Source organism: Anaerovibrio lipolyticus DSM 3074, assembly GCF_900141865.1.
Taxonomy (GTDB): Bacteria; Bacillota; Negativicutes; order Selenomonadales; family Selenomonadaceae; genus Anaerovibrio; species Anaerovibrio lipolyticus.
In genome coordinates this window covers 1-20,514 of the sequence record NZ_FQYW01000011.1, presented here as the reverse complement: position 1 = coordinate 20,514, position 20,514 = coordinate 1, and the positions used below count along the sequence as shown (strand labels likewise).

General features: G+C 43.9%; 18 protein-coding genes. 15 read left to right on the top strand and 3 right to left on the bottom strand.

The features are described from left to right. Nucleotides 1–83: 83 nt before the first annotated feature. Nucleotides 84–965 (bottom strand): LysR family transcriptional regulator, encoded by an 882-nt coding sequence (locus tag B6K08_RS07045; RefSeq protein ID WP_080325799.1) that lies wholly within the window; start codon nucleotides 963–965, stop codon nucleotides 84–86. Nucleotides 966–1,315: 350 nt separating this feature from the next. On the opposite strand from B6K08_RS07045, the gene motA reads away from it, so the two are divergent. The 15 genes from motA (at nucleotide 1,316) to B6K08_RS06970 (ending at nucleotide 18,854) form a co-directional block, all read left to right on the top strand. Continuing rightward, a complete protein-coding gene (motA, locus tag B6K08_RS07040; RefSeq protein WP_052211755.1) occupies nucleotides 1,316–2,062 on the top strand; it encodes a flagellar motor stator protein MotA in 747 nt (248 codons plus the stop codon). Nucleotides 2,063–2,065: 3 nt separating this feature from the next. Then, on the top strand, nucleotides 2,066–2,836 hold the full coding sequence (locus B6K08_RS07035; RefSeq protein WP_080325798.1) for a flagellar motor protein MotB: 771 nt from the start codon (nucleotides 2,066–2,068) through the stop codon (nucleotides 2,834–2,836). A 56-nt stretch (nucleotides 2,837–2,892) separates the two neighbouring features. Then, entirely contained in the window at nucleotides 2,893–3,276 is a 384-nt protein-coding gene (acpS, locus tag B6K08_RS07030) for a holo-ACP synthase (protein WP_327078471.1), read from the top strand. A 10-nt stretch (nucleotides 3,277–3,286) separates the two neighbouring features. Continuing rightward, nucleotides 3,287–4,171, top strand: a complete 885-nt coding sequence (locus B6K08_RS07025; RefSeq protein ID WP_080325797.1) for an NAD(P)H-hydrate dehydratase — start codon at nucleotides 3,287–3,289, stop codon at nucleotides 4,169–4,171. A gap of 133 nt (nucleotides 4,172–4,304) precedes the next feature. Further along, nucleotides 4,305–5,384 carry a branched-chain amino acid aminotransferase gene (locus tag B6K08_RS07020; RefSeq protein WP_080325796.1) on the top strand — a complete coding sequence of 360 codons (1,080 nt, stop codon included), beginning with the start codon at nucleotides 4,305–4,307 and terminating at the stop codon, nucleotides 5,382–5,384. Nucleotides 5,385–5,620: 236 nt separating this feature from the next. Beyond that, nucleotides 5,621–6,493, top strand: a complete 873-nt coding sequence (gene cdaA / locus B6K08_RS07015) for a diadenylate cyclase CdaA (RefSeq protein WP_080325795.1) — start codon at nucleotides 5,621–5,623, stop codon at nucleotides 6,491–6,493. Then, nucleotides 6,483–7,415: a CdaR family protein gene (locus tag B6K08_RS07010; RefSeq protein WP_080325794.1), complete on the top strand. Its 933-nt coding sequence runs from the start codon at nucleotides 6,483–6,485 to the stop codon at nucleotides 7,413–7,415. Before cdaA ends, B6K08_RS07010 begins: the two co-directional genes overlap by 11 nt. A gap of 28 nt (nucleotides 7,416–7,443) precedes the next feature. Continuing rightward, the gene (locus B6K08_RS07005) at nucleotides 7,444–9,063 is read left to right on the top strand and encodes an NAD(P)/FAD-dependent oxidoreductase (RefSeq protein WP_080325793.1); all 1,620 of its coding nucleotides are present in this window, start codon (nucleotides 7,444–7,446) and stop codon (nucleotides 9,061–9,063) included. 33 nt (nucleotides 9,064–9,096) lie between these two features. Next, complete coding sequence (gene glmM / locus B6K08_RS07000) at nucleotides 9,097–10,452, top strand: phosphoglucosamine mutase (RefSeq protein ID WP_039206386.1); 1,356 nt, start codon at nucleotides 9,097–9,099, stop codon at nucleotides 10,450–10,452. An 11-nt stretch (nucleotides 10,453–10,463) separates the two neighbouring features. Then, a complete protein-coding gene (locus B6K08_RS06995; RefSeq protein ID WP_039206385.1) occupies nucleotides 10,464–11,246 on the top strand; it encodes a sirohydrochlorin cobaltochelatase in 783 nt (260 codons plus the stop codon). A 229-nt stretch (nucleotides 11,247–11,475) separates the two neighbouring features. Then, a complete protein-coding gene (locus B6K08_RS06990) occupies nucleotides 11,476–11,823 on the top strand; it encodes an OadG family protein (protein WP_027398082.1) in 348 nt (115 codons plus the stop codon). 20 nt (nucleotides 11,824–11,843) lie between these two features. Then, nucleotides 11,844–12,980, top strand: a complete 1,137-nt coding sequence (locus B6K08_RS06985) for a sodium ion-translocating decarboxylase subunit beta (protein ID WP_039206384.1) — start codon at nucleotides 11,844–11,846, stop codon at nucleotides 12,978–12,980. Nucleotides 12,981–13,130: 150 nt separating this feature from the next. Continuing rightward, nucleotides 13,131–16,691 (top strand): chromosome segregation protein SMC, encoded by a 3,561-nt coding sequence (gene smc / locus B6K08_RS06980; RefSeq protein ID WP_080325792.1) that lies wholly within the window; start codon nucleotides 13,131–13,133, stop codon nucleotides 16,689–16,691. 18 nt (nucleotides 16,692–16,709) lie between these two features. Next, nucleotides 16,710–17,627 (top strand): signal recognition particle-docking protein FtsY, encoded by a 918-nt coding sequence (gene ftsY, locus B6K08_RS06975; RefSeq protein ID WP_039206382.1) that lies wholly within the window; start codon nucleotides 16,710–16,712, stop codon nucleotides 17,625–17,627. A 75-nt stretch (nucleotides 17,628–17,702) separates the two neighbouring features. Continuing rightward, nucleotides 17,703–18,854 carry a HipA family kinase gene (locus B6K08_RS06970; protein ID WP_052211858.1) on the top strand — a complete coding sequence of 384 codons (1,152 nt, stop codon included), beginning with the start codon at nucleotides 17,703–17,705 and terminating at the stop codon, nucleotides 18,852–18,854. Between the two features lie 137 nt (nucleotides 18,855–18,991). Here the strand turns inward: B6K08_RS06970 and B6K08_RS06965 are convergent, their stop codons facing one another. Further along, complete coding sequence (locus B6K08_RS06965) at nucleotides 18,992–19,318, bottom strand: type II toxin-antitoxin system RelE/ParE family toxin (RefSeq protein ID WP_039206381.1); 327 nt, start codon at nucleotides 19,316–19,318, stop codon at nucleotides 18,992–18,994. Further along, nucleotides 19,315–19,623: a type II toxin-antitoxin system RelB/DinJ family antitoxin gene (locus tag B6K08_RS06960; RefSeq protein ID WP_039206380.1), complete on the bottom strand. Its 309-nt coding sequence runs from the start codon at nucleotides 19,621–19,623 to the stop codon at nucleotides 19,315–19,317. The genes B6K08_RS06965 and B6K08_RS06960 overlap by 4 nt, the downstream gene beginning before the upstream one ends. Between the last annotated feature and the right edge of the window lie 891 nt (nucleotides 19,624–20,514).

The window sequence follows — 20,514 nt, the reverse complement described above, 5'->3', positions numbered from 1 at the left end:
ATATTGGCAATGAAAAAAGACTTTGGAAACGTGAGATCACGTCTTCAAAGCCTTTTTTGTTATTTATTTTCGTATCACCTAAGTCAGTGATGCTCATTAAGGGTATTCTTACAGAAATCAATAAATGATTGTGCAGCCTTGGAAATGTAACGCTCCTTTTTCCAGGCCAGTCCCAAATCAACATAAATTGGATCCTCGAAAGGCAGAATCTTGATGCCCGGAGTTCCCTTTACGATGAAATCAAGCAGGAAGGAAATGCCGACATTTGTGCTGACTAAGCCCTTAATAGTTTCAATCTGATTGGATTCCAGTACAATATTTGGAGAAATATTAGCCATTTTCAGCTTATTTAAAACCATATAACGAAGGAAGGAGCCTTCCTTTAACATAATGAGATCCGCCTCGCTTATGTCGTTAATGTTAATGGAATTTTTACGGGCCAGCGGATGCTCCTCAGGGACACAGGCCACAATCTGGTTGCGGGCCATAGGGAGAAGCTGCAGACTGGAGGAGGCATCAGAAAGAATTACAATACCAAAATCCAGTTCATCCCTTTCCAGCTGCTCACGGATAGTCATGGAGCCTTCCTCGTAAAGGTAAATATCCAGATGAGGATAAAGGTGCTGGAAGCTGGAGAATATTCTTGGGAATAAGTAGGCACCGATCATGGATGGAATACCAATTTTTATAGTGCTCTTTTGCAGCTGCTTGTAGTCGTTGACTTCAAGAACTGCATCCTGAATATTCCTAAGAGCCAGCTCAATGCGGTTGAGGAAGATTGTGCCCTCAGGGGTGAGGGAGAGCTGCTTTTGACTGCGGTCAAACAACTGAATGCCCAGCTCAGCCTCTAATTTCTTTATAGCCACGGTTATGTTAGGCTGGGAAACATTTAATCTTTCTGCCGCTCTTGTGATATTTTTTAACCGGCTTGCCATCTGAAAATATTCTAGTTGTCTTAATTCCATTGGTAATCACTCCGATATAATGTATAGGGAAATTTTGTCCGATAAATCAAAATTATCCGTTGATTATTATATCATATATTATGCAAATATTAAATAGTTCTTATAATAGTATAACGAAAATTTATTCTTCTGTAATATTTAAGAATTTTTAGGTATTTAGTATTTTGGAATTTTGAGAATTTTGTTGTATAATGATTATATATTTATCAGTGGAAGTAGGATTTTTTATACTTTTATTGAATATACATAGTGTAAAAAACAATCTATAATATGTTATTCATTTTAAACGACATGTAATGGGTTGAACGGGGGGAATTATTTTGGAATTAGCTACAATCGTTGGCTTGGTAATGGGTCTCATATCAGTATTCGTTGGTATGGTAATTAAGGGAGCTCCAATTTCAGCGTTGAACAATCCTGCGGCCTTCCTTATCATTATAGGTGGAACAGCGTCCTGTATATTCATCGGTTTCCGTATGGATCAGGTGGTGAGGTTTCCTAAGCTTATAGGTATGACCTTTAAAAAGAACAATCTGCAATCCTCCAGTGAGCTTTTGCAGTTGTTTATTGAGCTTTCACAGTTGGCCCGTCGTGAAGGTATTCTGGCACTGGAAAGTAAGGTTCAGGAAATAGAGGATCCGTTTTTCCGTACTGGTCTTGGTATGGTTATCGATGGTATGGAGCCGGAATTCGTTAGTGATGTACTTGATGCGGAGCTGGCTATCATGCAGGCCCGTCATACAGAGAACCGATCCATGTTCTCCCAGGCTGGTACTTATGCACCGACACTGGGCGTACTTGGCGCCGTAGTAGGTCTGATTGCAGCACTTGGTAACTTGAATGATATTGATAAGCTGGGCCATTCCATCGCGGCGGCATTCGTTGCTACAATACTTGGTATATTCACCGGTTATGTATTGTGGCTCCCATTCTGTAACAAGTTAAAGATTTTGTCTGAGCAGGAAATAAATCAAAAGCGTATGATCATCGAGGGCATTTTGTCCTTGCAGGCAGGTGACTCTCCTACAGCAATAGAAGCTAAACTGATGGTATTTATTCCTCAGACAGCACGTGAAGGCTTGAAGAAGGAGGAATAGTTCATGGCGAAGAAAAAAAGACCAAAGCCTCATGAAGAAGAAGCATCAGAGGCGTGGCTTCTGCCTTATTCTGACCTGATGACACTGCTCCTGGCCTTGTTTATTTGCTTATTTGCAATTTCCCAGACTGATGAAACCAAGCTGACTCAGATGGCTCAGGCCTTCAGTTCGGCGTTTAATTTGGGCGGTCCGTCCTTCTTCTCCGGTGCAGGACCTGCCTCTACCAGTTCCCGAGATTATTTATCCGATGAGGATGGCGGTGCTGAGGCATATCTGGCAGAGAATAATCAGCTTGAAGCTGTAAAACGGAGCCTGGACCAATATATTGAGCAAAATGAATTAAATGAAGATTTAAGCACCGCCCTTACAGAAGATGGGCTTATGATCAGAATCAAGGAGAAGGCACTGTTCCCATCCGGGTCTGCTGATCTGGTTCCTGGTGTACAGCGTATCGGTCCGGCCATTGCAGCACTGATAGCACCTATCCCACAGCGTATTCTGATTTCCGGGCATACAGATGATGTTCCTATCAGCAATGCTCAGTTCCCTTCCAACTGGGAGCTCAGCTCTGCCCGTGCCCTGAATTTTATGAAGTATATTCTGGCCCAGGATTCCCGTATGAATCCGGCCAGGTTCAGTGCATTGGGCTGTAGCCAGTACAGACCTATTGCTGACAATGTCACTGAGGAGGGGCGCACCCAAAACCGTAGGGTTGAAGTGCTCATTGAACGTGCAGTTCACCTGGATAAATCAGCAATGCAATCAATTCGTTAATGATAAAAGGGCTCCTTGGGAGCCCTTTTTTGCTATGAAAACCTAAAAATACAGATATGGAGAGAATTATGATTATTGGCATTGGTGTGGATATTATAGAGCTGGATAGAGTAAAAAGGGCAATTTCCAGTGAGGCTTTCATAAAAAGAGTGTATTCAGCCGGGGAAATCGAATACTGTAAAGCCAGGGGAAAGAGCAGCGTACAGTCCTTTGCAGGTCGTTTTGCGGCCAAGGAGGCTATTCTAAAGGCATTTGGAACCGGTCTACGGGGCGGTGAGCTGGTGGATATAGACGTATATAATGATGAGCTGGGATGTCCAAGGGTAAGACTCCACGGTTGGTTTGGGGAATTGGCTGAGAAAAAGGGTGTGAAAAACATCTGGATAAGCATTAGCCACTCAAAAAACAGTGCGGTAGCCCAATGTGTGTTGGAAGGATAAGGGGATTTTTATGAAGCTGGATTTGATTCCCATAGATGGGGAGCTTGCAAAGGGAATGATGTTGCCACGGCCTAAGGATTGTCACAAAGGGACCTGCGGACGGGTGTTGGTTATCGCCGGCTCCACAGGCCTGACCGGTGCTGCCGTCATGGCTTCACAGGCGGCTTTGAGAGCAGGAGCCGGAATAGCTAGTCTGGCCTGCGCTGAAAGCCTGAATACTATTTTTGAGATTAAGCTAACTGAGGTTATGACCATTCCGGTGGTTGAAGCTGAAAAGGGGCATATTGGCATTGATGCGTTAGCTTTTCTGCTGGAAAAGGCCACTCAGTATGATGTAGTTCTTATTGGCCCTGGGTTGGGCCGACACGAAGGTACCATGGAGCTGGTGCGGGAATTTGTACGCCAGACGGAGACACCATTGATAATTGATGCTGATGGCCTGTATGCCTTTCGCGGCCAGTGCCATTTATTAAAAGCTTGCCACCATGTACCAATATTGACTCCCCACTTGGGAGAATTGGCTGCATTGCTTAATATTTCTGTCAAGGAATTACAGCAGGATCGTTGTAACATAATTGAAAAGGCTGCAGAAGAAAATAATGTAATTTTGGTGGCCAAAAGTGAGGAAACAACAGTTGCTTACCCTGATGGGCGCCTGTATATCACCACTGTAGGAAACCCTGGTATGGCTACAGCAGGCAGTGGTGACGTGCTGGCAGGCACCATAGCAGGCGTTTATTGCCAAACAAGGGGGAAGTGTGCTCCTCTGGTGGGGGTATATATTCATGGCAGGGCTGGTGATGAGGCTTATGAAAAAAATGGCAATGGGCTGATTGCAACGGATATGATTGGGAACATTGGCAGGGTACTTTTGGAACTTTCATTGCTAATTTAGTGGACAAGGTTTACAAAATGTTGCCAAAAATAACAAAAACTCTTGATTTATTACACTGAAACGACTATAATTTGATATTATATGTTTACACAAGTACATAATTTATGTACAAAAAGTTAGGAGATGTATATTTATGGCAGATGTTCGTTTTGTTAAGGCGGATACTTTAAAGGCTAAACCTGATGTTACCAAAATCGGATTTGGCACTCACTTTACTGATTACATGTTTGTAATGGATTATGAGGAAGGCAAGGGATGGTATGACCCTCGTATCGTTCCTTATGAGGATATTAAGGTTAGCCCAGCCAACACTACCCTTCATTATGGGCAGGCAATTTTTGAAGGCTGCAAGGCTTACCGCTACAAGGGCAACAAGGCCGTTGTTTTCCGTGCCAAGGATCATATTGCAAGACTGAATAAATCTGCCAAGATTTTAGATATTCCACAGGTTGATGAGAAGCTGGTTTATGATGCTCTCATGCAGCTCATTGACATCGAAAAGGAATGGATTCCTGATGGACCTGGTCAGAGCCTTTATATCCGTCCATTTATTTTCGCCAATGACCCATACTTGGGGGTTAGCGTCAGCAAGTGCTACAAGCTGATGATCATTCTGTCTCCGGTAGCTGCATATTATGCTCATGGCTTTGCTCCGGTAAAGATTATGGTGGAGGACACCTATGTAAGAGCTGTGCGCGGTGGCCTGGGTGCCGCCAAGACACCAGCAAACTACGCAGCATCCCTTCACGCAGGCTTGGTGGCTCACGAAAAGGGTTACGACCAGACCCTGTGGCTGGATGGCGTTGAGCGTAAATACATCGGTGAGGTTGGTTCCATGAACATCCTGTTCAAGATTGACAATAAGATTGTTACTCCTGAACTGGATGGTACGATTTTGGATGGTATTACCAGACGTACAGTTTTGCAGGTGGCAAAATCCTGGGGCTATGAAGTGGAGGAGCGCAGGATTTCCACTGATGAGCTTCTTGAAACCTACAAGAACGGCAAGCTGGAGGAGGTATTTGGCTCCGGTACTGCTGCGGTTATTTCCCCTGTAGGAGAGCTGGGCTATAGTAGTGCCAATACCAAGATGGTATTTAATGATGGCAAGATTGGTCCATTTGCCCAGAAGATGTATGATTACATTGATGGTCTCCATACCGGTGAGGTGGAAGATACCTTCGGCTTCATTGATGTGGCTGGACAGTATTGATAAAATGAATCTGTGGCGTTCCTCTAAGTGGGGGACGCCTTTTTTGCTGTTAATCACCTTGTTTTCATAAATTATTGCTACTATAATTATATTATAATATTAATGTTATAAAAATTTAGGAATAATGATACAATTTTCTATCTATTTTTATTGAAATTTTAAGCAGGATTTTAATTAATGATGATAGAATAAAAAATATGTGTGGTAGTGTGTTATAGTTACAAGGAGTCGTTTGTATGTCGCTTGATTTGCTAATTCACATGTTGGATTTGCCCATTCCTTCTCAGATACATGGTCTGATAAGGACTGTGGGCTTCTGGGATGTAGTAGATATATTGATTGTAGCCGTAATTCTTTACAAGGTTTACGAAATGCTGCAGGATACCCGGGCCATCACCTTGGTGAAGGGCCTTATTGTGCTGATGATTGTTACTCTGGTGTCCGGCCTTTTGGAGCTTCACGTAATTTCATGGCTGCTGCAAAAAACTGTAACCTTGTTGTTTGTGGCCTTGCCTATTGTGTTTCAGCCGGAGCTCCGCAGGGCTCTGGAACGTCTGGGACAGGGACGCTTTTTGGGTCTGGACCAGTACCTTGATGTGGAGGAAGCCAATTCTCTGACAAATGAAATAGATAAGGCTGTATTTAATATGGCAGACAAGAAAATCGGTGCCTTGCTGGTAATAGAGAAAAATGTCGGTATAAATGAAATCATAGATACAGGTATTAAAATAGAGGGACTTATAACCACAGAATTTTTAATGAATGTGTTTATTCCCAATACACCGTTGCATGATGGTGCTGCTGTGATACGTGGCAAGCGTTTGGTGGCGGCAGGATGCTATTTGCCCCTTACGGAGAACCGTTCCCTCAGCAGTGAGCTTGGTACCCGACACAGAGCGGCCATTGGCCTTTCTGAGCAGTGTGATGCTGTAATTATCATTGTCAGCGAGGAAACCGGTGTGGTTTCTGTGGCAGAAAATGGCCGTATTGAGCGTTATATGACCCATGACAGTCTGCGTCAGCGTATACGTCCTCTCTTTGTAAAAGAGAAGCCAAGTATGAAGTTTAAGGATATTATTGCAAATTGGAGGAAGAAAGATGATGAATAGAATCCAGAGTATATTCAGACACAATCTTCCAGCCAAAATACTGGCCTTGTTGGGGGCGGTTGTTCTTTGGTTTTTCGTTATGAATGACGAGAATCCCTCTGTAAATTCCACCTTCACGGTGCCTATTTATACCATTAATGGGCCGGATGGCTATACAGTTAAGCTGAATCCCCGTGATGTAACAGTAAAGGTAAAAGCTCCACGGGCTTCCTTTACTGCCACAAAGCCTGATGATTTCAAGGCTTACGTTGATTTGGGGGAGGCTGTTGAAGGCACCAATAAGTTGAAGGTGCGCACAGTGGTTCCTCAGGGCTTTGAAGTTGTGGATGTTTCAGATGAATTTATTGAAGTAACCATGGAGGCCCTTGTCGAAAAGCAGCTGGCAGTGAATGTTCAGGTAACTGGTAATACTGGCGCCCACAGTGCCCTGGATAAGATTATTCCGGAAAAAGACAGTGTCAAGGTTACAGGCCCACGAACCAACGTGGAAAGAGTCAATCGGGTGGTAGGCTATCTTAATTTAGCCAATAATACATCTGATTTCACTATAAAGGTTAAATTGACACCTGTTGATGTTGATGGCAATATAGTCGACAGCGTTTCTCTGTCCACTAAGGAAATGGATGTTACGGCCAAGATATTGAGTGGCGTTGATAAGAAGGTCGTTTCGATTAAGCCAGCATACAGTGGTGTTCCTGAACAAAACTTTGAGGTGTCAGTAGTTTCTGCCCAGCCAGATAAGGTTGAGATTACAGGCAAGACCGAGGTGTTGGAGAAGCTCAGTGAGATATTCACGGACACTGTTGTGGTGGATGGAGCCAATGCCGATGTTACAAAAGAAGTGAATCTTGTTCTGCCAGATGGTATAATATCTCCTAGCCAGAAGGTTACTGTGAAGATACAGATCAAAAAAGTGAAATAGTGATTGAGCAATAAGAGAGGTAAGCTAAGTGATTAGGATACAGAACTTTAATGTTTCCTTTGATGATACGACACCCCTTAATGTCTTGGTTGAAAAACGAATGGAATTACCACCTCACTCTGTCAGTGAGGTGGTAATTGTGCGTAAAGCCATAGATGCCAGACGTTACAAGGGGGCTGGGATTAAGTTCGTCTATATACTGGATGTAGCAATAGATGGTAATGAAAAGAAAATCCTTAACCGCTTTAAGAAAAATAAAAATATAGATTGGGCCCCTAAAAAGGAGATGCCGAGAAAATATCCATCACCAGCAGTTGATGATCAGCCACCGGTAATTGTGGGCTTTGGCCCTGCAGGTATGTTTGCGGCTCTTACCTTGGCCAGGGCTGGTTATAAGCCTATTGTTTTGGAACGGGGCCGGGATGTGGACAGCCGTCATGCTGATATTCAGAAGTTTTGGGCTGGAGGAGCGTTATCCCCTCAGTCCAATGTCCAGTTTGGCGAGGGAGGAGCCGGGACCTTTTCCGATGGCAAGCTCACCACAAGGGTAAATAATCCCCTCATTAGTGCGGTGCTTGATGATTTTGTTAAGGCTGGTGCCCCGAAGGATATTAAATATCTCCACAAGCCACATATTGGCACGGATATGCTGCGTACAGTTGTCAAAAATATCCGGCTGGAGGTTATCCGCCTTGGGGGCCAGGTGCGCTTTGAAAGCCAGGTTACGGGTATAGAGAAGAATAGTGATGGCTCTATTAAGGCCGTTATTATTAATGATAGTGAGCGGATGAATGTATCAGCGGCTTTCTTTGGCATTGGCCATTCTGCCCGGGATACTTATAAGATGCTTTACGATTTTGGTCTTAGCATGGAGGCAAAGCCATTTGCAGTGGGGGTTCGTATAGAACATCCCCAGGAAATGATTGACAGAAATCAGTATGGTGATGATATTGGCCATGAGCTTCTTCCTGTGGCTGATTATGCTGTTACTTACAATGATAAGGAAAAGGGCCGTGGTGTCTACTCCTTTTGTATGTGCCCAGGAGGTCAGGTGGTGGCCGCTACTTCGGAGCTGGAGGGCGTGGTTACCAATGGTATGAGTGATTACAGACGTGACTCTGGAGTTGCTAATTCAGCGCTTTTGGTTACGGTCAATACCAAGGATTTTGCGGATCATGTGCTGGGAGGAATTGAGTTCCAGCGTAAATGGGAAAGGGCGGCCTTTAAGGCTGGAGGCGGAGATTATTACGCTCCTGTTCAGACGGTGGGAGATTTTCTTTCAGGAAAATCCGGCTCCACAGATTTTCTTACCAAACCTTCCTATCAGCCAGGAGTACGGGCTGTGGATCTCCATCAGTGCCTGCCGGATTTCGTCAGTGGTATGCTGACAGATGCCCTGCCATATTTTGGAAGAAGAATAGCGGGATTTGATAATGTGGGTGCTGTAATGACTGGCATTGAGTCCCGGTCATCGGCACCGTGCAGGATTATTAGGGATAAGGGCACCTTCGAGTCTGAGAGCCTGTCGGGCTTTTATCCCATTGGTGAAGGGGCAGGCTACGCGGGTGGCATAATGAGTGCAGCCCTTGATGGCATGAATGCGGCACTTGCATTTTTAGATAAAAAGGCTCATACTAAAAGAATGTGAATTTGATATTACTAACTTGGAGGTTATTTTATTATGGCTAGATTATTTGGTACTGATGGTGTGCGTGGAGAGGCAAATGTTGAGCTGACTCCAGAATTGGCATATCGTCTTGGCAGGGCGGCAACCTTGTATTTTGGTGAAAATTCTGAAACGATGCCAAAGATTCTCATCGGCCGTGATACCAGAATTTCCGGTCAGATGTTTGAGGCTGCTTTGTGTGCGGGTATTTGTTCTGCTGGTGGCCGTGCAATTATTGTTGGCGTTATCCCAACTCCAGCTATTGCATATCTTACAAAGAAAAAGAACGCTAACTGCGGTATTGTTATTTCTGCATCTCATAACCCATTCCACGACAATGGTATTAAGTTCTTCGGCGGCAATGGATATAAATTGCCTGATTCTGTGGAGGACGAGCTGGAGGAAATTGTAAGAAAGATTGAGGCTGGGGATGATTTCCCTCGTTCCACCGGTGCCAAGATGGGCTATATTGATTATCGCCATAACTATATCAATGAGTATAAGGATTTCATTCTTTCCACCTGCAAGGAGCGTTTTGATGGCATGAAGATTGTACTGGATTGCTCCAACGGTGCAGCCTATGAGGTAATGCCAATGGTTCTTAACAGCCTTGGCGCCGATGTTATTGTTCTTAATAATGCGCCAAATGGCAGAAATATTAATGACAATTGCGGTTCCACCCATATGGATCGCATTCAGAAGGCAGTAGTTGGTTTGGGAGCAGATTTTGGTATTGCCCATGATGGTGATGCTGACCGTTGCCTTTGCGTAGATGAAAAAGGAAATATCATTGATGGTGACCATATTCTGGTAATGTGTGCCAAGGAAATGATTGCTGCTGGTACTCTTACCCACAATACTGTTGTTACCACTGTTATGGCCAATATCGGTTTCCATAAGGCCATTAAGGAATTGGGCGGCAGAGCTGAGATCACCAAGGTAGGTGACCGCTATGTACTGGAGAATATGCTGGCTAACGGTTATAAGCTGGGGGGCGAGCAGTCCGGTCATATTATTTTCACTGATTACAATACCACTGGTGATGGCCCTGTTACTGCCATTCAGGTTCTGTCTGCTGTTAAGCGCAGCGGCAAGAAGGCTTCCGAGCTTAACGAGATGATGGTAAGCTATCCACAGCTTTTGGTTAATGTTGCTGTTAAGACCAAGGAAGGCTGGGAAGAAAACGAGAATATCAAGGCTGCCATTAAGGCTGGAGAGGAAAAGCTGGGCTCCGATGGCCGTATTTTGGTTCGCCCTTCTGGTACAGAGCCACTTATCCGCGTAATGGCTGAGGGACCAGATCAGTCCCAGCTGGATGTAATTTGTCACGAAATCGCTGATGTTGTTTTAAAAGAACAGGGTGCAAGATAAGGTGTACGAATATGAAACAGGCAATTATTGTAACTACCTTCGGTGTAGGTGATAAGGACGTAAAGAAAAAGTGCATAGATTCCCTTATCGGGGATATCCGCAATGCATTCCCGGATTATGATATCTTTGAGGCCTGGACCTCCCGCTTTCTAATAAAAAAGCTGGCTGCCCAGGGGGAGACCTATGAGACTTTGGAAGAGGTTCTGGGTGAACTGGAGGATGCTGGTTATCAAAAAGTGGTTGTGGCACCTACCCATCTGACTCCCGGTCTGGAGTTTGACAACAAGGTTGTCAAAGTAGTGGAGGAAGCCAAGGATAAATTCACAGAGATTCATGTGGCTGAGCCGGCATTGGCCGGAAAGGGCCCTGAGGACTATGAAGGTATTGCAGACATACTTTTTTATCTTGATTCACTGGAGCCAGGAGAAGAGCTGCTGCTTATGGGACATGGCTCACCGAAGCGTCATAACCCGGTTTATGAGTGGGTACAGCAGTATGCCGACAAAAAAGATTTGCCTGTTCATGTTGGGGTTCTGGAGGCTGATGATTATCCAAACCTTGATGATGTCCTGAAACGTCTTAAGAAAAAGGGCGTAAAAAAGGTTTTCATGAGACCTATGCTTTTAACTGGTGGTGATCATGCTACAGTGGATATGGCAGGAGATCAGCCGGATAGCTGGAAAAACATTGTTTCAGGTGCCGGTATAGAGGTGCGTTTTTCTACAAAGGGCTTGGGAGAAAATAATCTTTATCGCTCCATTTACATAAAAAGAATAGAAAAGGCCCTGCGATAATAAAAAAGCTTGAACAATGGCGATATAACTTGGGAAAAATAAATAGTATTTATCAAGTTGAAAGGCTAATGTGAATATTTTTCCATTTTGAAATGGAAAAATTTGAGCAAGTGCGTTATAATATGTAAGTGTACTAAAAGTGTTAAAGGGGGGCACTGCTTCACCCTGAATATTATTATTCAAATTGAGGCAGTGGCAGTTTTAAAATTTTTAATAAGGCGGTGTATTTATGGAAACTCAGAATCCTATTGTCATCATGCTTATTAACATGACAATCGTATTCGCGGTGCTGTTTGTTTTAAGCCTTTACATCAGATTGATCCACAAGATTGATCCGACTGCAAAAGCAGCAGCAGCTCCAAAGGCAGCTCCAAAGGCAGCTCCGGCACCTAAAACAGCTGCACCTGCTCCAGTAGTGGAGAAGGGTATTGCAGACGAGACCGTGGCAGCTATTGCAGCTGCTTTGGCAACCATGGGTGTGGGCTTTTCTCGCGTTAAGGCTATCAGAGTAGCCGATCGTCCTGCATGGGGCGGCGTAGCTCGTCATGAAGGCCTTACTACCTTGAAGATGAGATGATAAGGAGAAGTCACTAGAGTATGGATATATTAAGCGCATTTTTAACATCTATTCAGTCAGTATGGCTGGACAGCGGTTTTGCTTCCTTTACCTTGGGTAATTTCATTATGATACTGGTAGGCCTGTTACTGTTGTACATGGCTATCGGTAAAGAATTCGAGCCACTTTTGCTGACTCCAATTGCCTTTGGTTGTATAATGGCTAATTTCCCATGCACCGGTTTCCTCGAAGAACCAGGTGTTATGCAGGTTATCCACTATGGTATTCAGTATGAGATTTTCCCTCCACTGATTTTCCTTGGTGTAGGTGCCATGACGGATTTTGGACCGTTGATTGCAAACCCTAACACCCTGTTCTTGGGTGCGGCTGCACAGTTTGGTGTATTTATTTCCCTGGCTGGTGCAATGGCTCTTGGGTTTACTGCCCAGGAGGCTTCCGCTATCGGTATCATCGGTGGTGCTGATGGCCCTACTGCTATTTACATGGCATCCAAGATGGCTCCAAATCTTCTTGGTGCAATCGCTGTAGCAGCATATTCTTATATGTCTCTGGTACCTCTCATTCAGCCACCTATTATGAAGCTGATGACTTCCAAGGAAGAGAGAGCTGTCAAGATGGAACAGCTTCGCAATGTAACTAAGTTTGAGAGACTGGTGTTCCCAGTATCCTCAGCTATTATCATTTCCCTGTTGCTCCCACCTGTAGCTGCTCTTATCAGTATGCTGATGCTTGGTAACCTGTTCCGTGAGTCTGGTGTAACAGACCGTTTGTCCGATACTTCCCAGAATGCACTGTGCAACATCGTTACTATCTTCCTTGCTACTGGTACTGGTATGACCATGAGTGCAGAGCACTTCCTGACTGTACAGACTATTGAGATTATCCTCCTTGGTCTCCTGGCATTCGCTGGTGGTACTGCCGCTGGTGTGCTGCTTGGTAAGGTTATGTGCCGTCTTTCCGGTGGCAAGATCAATCCGCTCATCGGTTCTGCAGGTGTATCTGCCGTTCCTATGGCAGCCCGTGTATCTCAGATGGTTGGTCAGAAGGCAAACCCTTCCAACTTCCTCCTGATGCATGCAATGGGTCCTAACGTAGCTGGCGTTATCGGTACAGCAGTAGCTGCTGGTACTATGATGGCTATGCTGGGTGCCAAATAAGATTATTTGATAATGTCCGAAGGGCTGAAAAGATGCTTTTGTCTTTTCAGCCTTTTTGTTTTGTAATGAAATGGCCCATAAGAATATGAAAATGGCTTAATTTATGCTAAAATAAAGTGTTATTAAATTTCAAACAGGCTGGTGTTTTAGTTGCAGTTAAAACGACTGGAGGCTTATGGTTTTAAGACCTTCGCCGATAAAATAGAAGTAGATTTTGACAAGGGAATAACAGCTATTGTGGGGCCAAACGGCAGTGGCAAGAGTAATATTTCTGATGCCATCAAATGGGTACTGGGTGAACAGAATATCCGTAATATCCGCGGTACCAAGGCTGAGGATGTTATTTTCAATGGCAGTGCTGCCCGTCGTGCCATGGGGGTGGCTGAGGTATCTCTCGTTTTTGATAACGATGGAACCATGCCGGTGGACTTTCAGGAAGTCACCATTACCAGAAGACTTTTCAGAAATGGTGACAGCGAGTTCTACATCAATAGGGCCCGTTGCCGTCTGAAGGATATAACCAATCTTTTTGCGGATACCGGTATTGGTCATGACAGTATGGGTATCATAAGTCAGAATAAAATAGATGATGTTCTGAATGCCCGTCCTGAGGAAAGAAGGCTCTTTTTTGAGGAAGCAGCAGGAATAACCAAATACAGAAACCGTAAGCGGGAATCCATGCGGAAGCTGGAGGACACAGAGTCTAATCTCCTTCGTGTTCAGGATATTATTGGCGAGATAGAGAATCAGCTGGAGCCTTTGAAGCTCAGTGCGGAAAAGACAGAAAAATACAATGCCCTTAAGGAGGAATTAAAGAAATTCAATCTGGCTGGCATTTACCTTAACTATCTTGACCTTAACAAGAAAAAGGCCAAGCACACTGCAGCTATTACTGCCAAGAAGGATCAGGAAATAGCTGCCAGAACAGCCCTGCAGCTTTCAGAAAACCGCAAGGAGCAGTTTGATAAGGCGGTATTGGAGCTGGAAAAGGAGCAGGAGGTTATTTCCCAGAAGCGCAACGAACTCCACAGCCAGCTTGAGGCAGCTGAAAGTGACATTAAGGTTCTGGAGGAGCGCCGCCGTCAGGGCAAGGCGTCCCGTCAGCTTCTGAGCCAGCAGCTTCGTGAATTAAAGGCTGCTGTAGAAGAAGCCCAGCAGGATATAAATGATTCTACCAAGAGCGGGGAAGAGTCCCAGAGCACCCTTGAGGAAACAACAGCCAAAATACAGAAATGCCGCGAACAGGCCAAGGGTCTCCGTGAATCCCTACAGAAAAAACGGGAAGAACGGTCTCATCTTGAAAAGCAGGTTCAGGAGGGCATGCAGAGCTATAATGCAAAAAACAGCCAGCTGTTGATTTTGGAGCGTGATCTGGAAAACGACAGCCAAAATCGTGGTGATCAGCTGCAGCAATTAGAGGAGCTGCAAAAGGAAATTGCCCTTATGGAAAGGGACCAGGGGGAATTGACCCTGGCAGCTGAGGAAACCTCCAAGAAAAAGGATTCAAAGGCTCGGGAAATCCAACTTAAGGAAAATCAGCTTAAAGAGGATAACCAGACCCTTGTGACCTTAACCAGGGAAAAGAACCAGCTGGATGGCAGCATTCAGAAGATGGCCAGCCGACTTCAGATAATGGAGAATTTGCAGAATTCCTATGAAGGCTTTGGCAAGGCTGTAAAGGCTGTACTTAAAAGCCAGACACCTTGGCGTCAGCAGGTGTGTGGTACTGTGGCTGAATTAATGGAGGTTCCCGGTAAATATGTGACTGCCATTGAAACAGCCTTGGGAGGAGCCCTGCAAAATATCGTTACCAAGGATACTGATACTGCCAAGGCGGCCATTGAATTTTTAAAACGCGACCGTTTGGGGCGTGTTACCTTCCTGCCACTGTCTTCCATTACTCCAAGAAATAATCGGGAGAATTTGCCCAATGGGGCGAAGGGTGTTATTGGCTGGGCCCATGAAATTGTCACTACTGATGATGCCTATAAAAAGGTTATGGAGTTCCTTTTGGGAAGAACCCTGGTGGTTGACACTATGGATAACGCCGTTAGCTTAAATCGGCAGATGGGGCAGCGCCTTCGTATTGTAACCCTTGAAGGCGAGCTTCTTAGTCCTGGTGGTGCCATGACCGGTGGAAGCCATCAGCATAGGGAAAGCAGCTTCCTTAATCGTCAGGATGAAATAAAACAGCTTAGAGATAAGCTGGCAAAGGATAAAAAATCCTTTGATGATTTGCAGGAAAAGTGCAGTGACCTTAAAAGGAGAATAGAAGTAGCTGCCTCTGAGCTGGATATATTCAGAAATGACCTCCATGCCTTGGAAATGCGGGAGCAGGAGCATCAGCTGAATGTTTCCTCCATTGAGGAAAAGCTGACAAAGGCCAATGCAGATTATGAGGTGCTGGAGCACACGCTGGAAAATGCCCAGGCCAATTTCCTTTCCATTCAAGGCAAGGTGGCTGAGCTGAGAAAAGAAACTGAAAATCTGGATGCGAATAATAAAGCCTTAAATGATGAGCTTCAGGAGATCAATGATGATTATGCTGATATGGATCAGGAGGCAGAGGACCTATCTGTATTTACCAATCAGCTGGAGCATGATAAAACGGTGCTGGAGCAGAGTATTCTCCGCATGAAGGAAAAGACTCTGATTCGTCAGCGTGAGCTTTCAAGAAATGCAGAAGCCATCAGCCAAAATGAGCAGGAAATCCGTAGGCTGGACAATGAACTGGAGGAAAGCCAAAATAAGATTGGCGGACTCATTACCAGAACCCAGCATTTACAGGATGACTATGCAAAGGCAAAAGGTGAATACAAGGAAGTTCACGAGCGTCGCATGGAAAAGCTGGTGGAAAGCCAGAAAAACGAAAAGGAAACCAAGGCAGCCCAGCAGCGTCTTAATGGTATTCAGGATGAGCTGCATCAGCTGGAGTTGAATGCATCCCATACGGAATACGATTTGGAGCAGCTGGAAAATGAGATGCTGTCTGAATATGGTATAGTTCCGGAGCGTGCAGCTGAGATGGTGCCTGAGATGGAACCAACAGCCCTTAAACGGGAACTGAAGCGACTGGAGCGGGAGATTGGAGCCATTGGCGTCGTAAATCCAAATGCTCCAACGGAATACAAAGAGCTTTTGGAGCGTCACGGATTTTTGTCCGGGAATGCTGAGGATCTTAACAACGCCAAGGCGGATTTGTTGAAGATTATCGGCGAAATGGATGCCACCATGACCAAGCAGTTTAAGGAAGCCTTTAACAGTATTAATCTGTTCTTTAAGGATATTTTCGTCAGACTCTTTGGTGGTGGTGAAGCCAAGATTATTCTCATAGACAAGGATAATGTGCTGGAATCCGGTGTGGATATAGTGGTACAGATTCCTGACAAGAAGCAGCAGAATTTGGCGGTGCTGTCAGGTGGAGAGCGTGCCCTTACAGTTGTGGCTTTGCTGTTCTCCTTCCTGCGTTATAGACCGGCACCATTCTCACTTCTTGACGAGGTGGATGCACCGTTGGATGAAGCCAATATTGGGCGTTTCGGCAGCTTCCTTGAGGAATATTCCAGTAATACCCAGTTTATTGTGGTTACTCATCGTAAGGGCACTATGGAGTCAGCGGATTCCATGTATGGTGTTACTGTGGAGGATGCTGGTGTATCCAAGATTCTTTCCGTAAAGCTGAAGGAAGCTGAATCCATGATAGAAAATTAAATTCTTTGGAGGTTTATGATGGGATTTTTTGATAAATTAAAAAAGGGTCTTACCAAGACCCGTGAAACTATTACTGAAAAAATTGAAAAGCTGGTTATTGGCTATGCCGATATTGATGATGATCTGCTGGATGAGCTGGAGGAAATTCTTATCATGGCAGATGTGGGGGTCAACACCACTGATAATCTCATGGAAGCTGTACGTAAGGGCATCAAGAAAAAGGAAATCAATACTCCTGAGGACTTGAAGCCGTTCTTGGCAAAGAAGATTTCTGAGCTTCTTACCAAGGATTCAGATACTACCAAAATCGCCAAGGAAGGTCCTACCGTTATTTTGGTAATCGGTGTAAATGGCGTGGGCAAAACTACCACTATTGGCAAGCTGAGTAATTACTACAGGGAACAGGGAAAGACCGTTATGCTGGCCGCTGCTGATACCTTCCGTGCCGCTGCTATTGATCAGCTGGAAATCTGGGGCGAGCGCACCAATGCCAAGGTTATCCGTCATGAGGAAAATTCCGATCCGGCAGCTGTGGCCTTTGATGCGGTAAAGGCAGCTGTGGCACGTAATGTGGATATCCTTCTTATTGATACCGCAGGACGTCTTCAGACTAAGTCCAATCTCATGGAGGAGCTGAAGAAAATCAATCGTGTAATTCAGCGTGAAATTCCAGATGCGCCCCATGAGACATTGCTGGTACTGGATGCCACCACCGGCCAGAACGCCATCAGCCAGGCCAAGCTCTTTACTGAGGCAGCACCTATTTCCGGCGTTGTCCTCACCAAGCTGGACGGCACTGCCAAGGGTGGCGTGGTAATCGGCATCAAGGCCGAGCTCTCCATGCCGGTTAAATGGATTGGCGTAGGCGAAGGCGTAGACGACTTACGCCCATTCGTAGCCGAGGACTTCGCAAAGGCTTTGTTTGAAGGAAAATAATCTGTAATTACACATTCAGCCGCTTTTTAGGGGACAATATCGGAGGTTAAGAGGGATAGATAGAAGGTGAATTTTATGCAGATTTCCTTGATGTGCAAGAATAATTCAGTTTGCAGTTTTAATATAAATCCGGTATCTGGTTGGATTCAGGACAAGATAGCTATCATCAATGCTGAGCTTTTACCGTTGTCCGTTCAATATGGTTATGACAGCACATCTGCATTGAAAAGCTGGATTGATAACCGCAGTGTTTCGGTCAATCGTAAGGATTTGTCTGCTATGCTGAATGCCTACGGTGTGGAAACACCGGCAGCCATGTCATTTAAAAATCTTGGACTTAATCTTTCAGACCAATACTGGTTTAAGCCGGAAGGCTTTGAACTGGACTGGGAGGCTGTTAATCTCTTTGATAACGACTTCATTAAACAGAGCTTTAAGACCATAAATTTGGGAGAGTCAGGCTATTCCCCTGACAGCAGCTCAAATGGTGAGCTTCCTAAATTTTGGTGCATTGAAGATAACAAGCGTATTCTGTACAAAGAGGGGACTGCACCTTACGACCAGCAGCCATACAACGAAGTATTTGCCTCAAAGCTATTGACAGAATTGGGCTTGCCTCATGTGGATTACAGGTTGGTTTATGATGATGAGGCAGAGCAGGCTTACTGTACCTGCCAGACCTTTATAACCACGGATACGGAATATGTACCAGCATTAGAAGTGCGGAGTGTCTTTCCAAAACTCAATCACGAGGATACTTATCAGCATTTTTTAAGGTGCATGGAAAAATTGAAGATAGCAGTGGAGCCGAGAGAAATTGATAATATGCTGGCCTTTGATTATCTGATTCATAATTCAGACCGTCACTATGGCAATTTTGGCTTTATCAAGGACGTGAATACACAGCAATTTATTGGCATGGCTCCAATATTTGATAACGGCAATAGTCTGTGGTATCAGAAAATCAATAAACAGATGAAATTCCGCAAGCAGCCATCAAAGCCGTTTAAGGACACCCAGGAAGAGCAGTTAAAGCTGATAAGTAACTCAAACCTTGAACTGGATAAACTGTCCCCAGATAAGGTGGATGCCCTAATAGATGAGGTATTCACTGCCAATCCGCTTTTTGACCTGGAGCGATTGGAGCAGCTGAAATACAATCTAAGATACACAAGGAATAAGATAATCGAACACCGAAATTTAAAAGTACCAAATAGTATTGTTTAATTTTTTTAGAATAAAGGTTTTAATGACTAAATATATGCAGGAGAGCATATATGTAAGGCGGGAAAATATAATAATTATAAAGGAAATGCCTAGGTGTCCTTTTGCTACGGTATAGGTCACCTAGGCATCATTTTTAGTTATAGTGTTATTTTGTCTAACCATTTTTCTATATCTTGTCCACCATACATTACTTGAAGAATGGTTACTGTGGTGGATTCATCATCGGGAATATAAAATATACAATAATTGTCAACAGGCATCACATGAAGACCGCGACCTTTCCATTTCCCATGTTTATATACTCGAAATCTGTATGGCATTTCGCTAAGTCCTCTAATGTGTTTTTCAATTCGTTTTATTTGATTAAAAGCATTTTCGGGGGATTGTAGTGTTAAGGCAATATAGCGAAATATGTTGCGAATATTTTTACTCGCTTCTTCAGAAACAACTACTTTGTATTTCATACCTGGCAATCCTTCCAAATTTCTGCAAAGGCTTCATCTACTGGTTTGGTTCTTCCAGCCAACATATCTTGATACCCTTTTTCTAGTTCAGCATCTAATTCCGTTTCAGTCATCCTGGTAATATCAGGTAAAGTAGAAGGCGGTAGCTTAACTTCAAAGGGTAGTCCACGATGAAGAATAATCTGCTTGTAGAACATGTTTATAGCATTGGAGACAGGGATTCCCAAAGCGGTCAGAATACCCTCTGCTTGAGCTTTAACATTTGGTTCAATACGGGCGTATAGATTTGAAGTTTTAGCAGCCATAATAAAATCTCCTTTCATCTATATCTATAATCAAATTATAGGCAAAACGCTATGCAATAGCAATACATATTCCACGAGATAATTATATATTGTAGAATGAGGTTTTATATCTTCTAGGATTGTAACGGTCATATAATGGCACAAAATAATACTAGATAAGTTTTGGCAAATAAGAATAATTATCCTAAAAGTATTAGTTTTTAAAAGTAATAATTTATATTAATGTTAAGTACCAACAACTATAAATGGGACAAAAATACCACTTTTTGTGAATATTTCTTGATTTTATCAATTATATTATGTAAAATACAAAATTGTAATGATTATTCACGGATGAAAGAGAGGACAAGGAAGTGGGGTTAATACTTATCAAAGGCCATAGTGGCCTTGTTGCATCCAATGAATGTCCACACGGGGGGGGGACATCTGTAGTATAAAATTTAGAAAGTACCATAATTGCAATTTTAACGCAAAAAGTAGGGCAGAGCAGTGAACTGCCCGTTTTTGCGTTTTTTTGTGTGCAAAAATAAGACATTAATTTCAATTCCAATATAGTTTATTTTTGCTTGGTAACAAGATACCGTTATTGCAGTTGAAGCTTTAGCAACCTGGTAATATGTAAAGCTCATTTTTCAAAAGTTTTGCAAGCAAATCCTTAAATTAGCGTGCACTTAACAGGCCCCTGGACAGTAAACCTAAAATCCAGAAGGCTTGTTCGTAAAATATTAAGATTGGCCTACTCTGTTTTCGGAGTAGAGCTGATTCTTGGCCAGCAATCCAAAAATCAACTTTATTGCTTTACGAGCTGTGAGAGCGAGTGCACGTTTATGCTGATGGGTTTTAACCTCAGCGTATTTCTTGTAGTAAAACTCACTGTATTCTTGGCAGTGT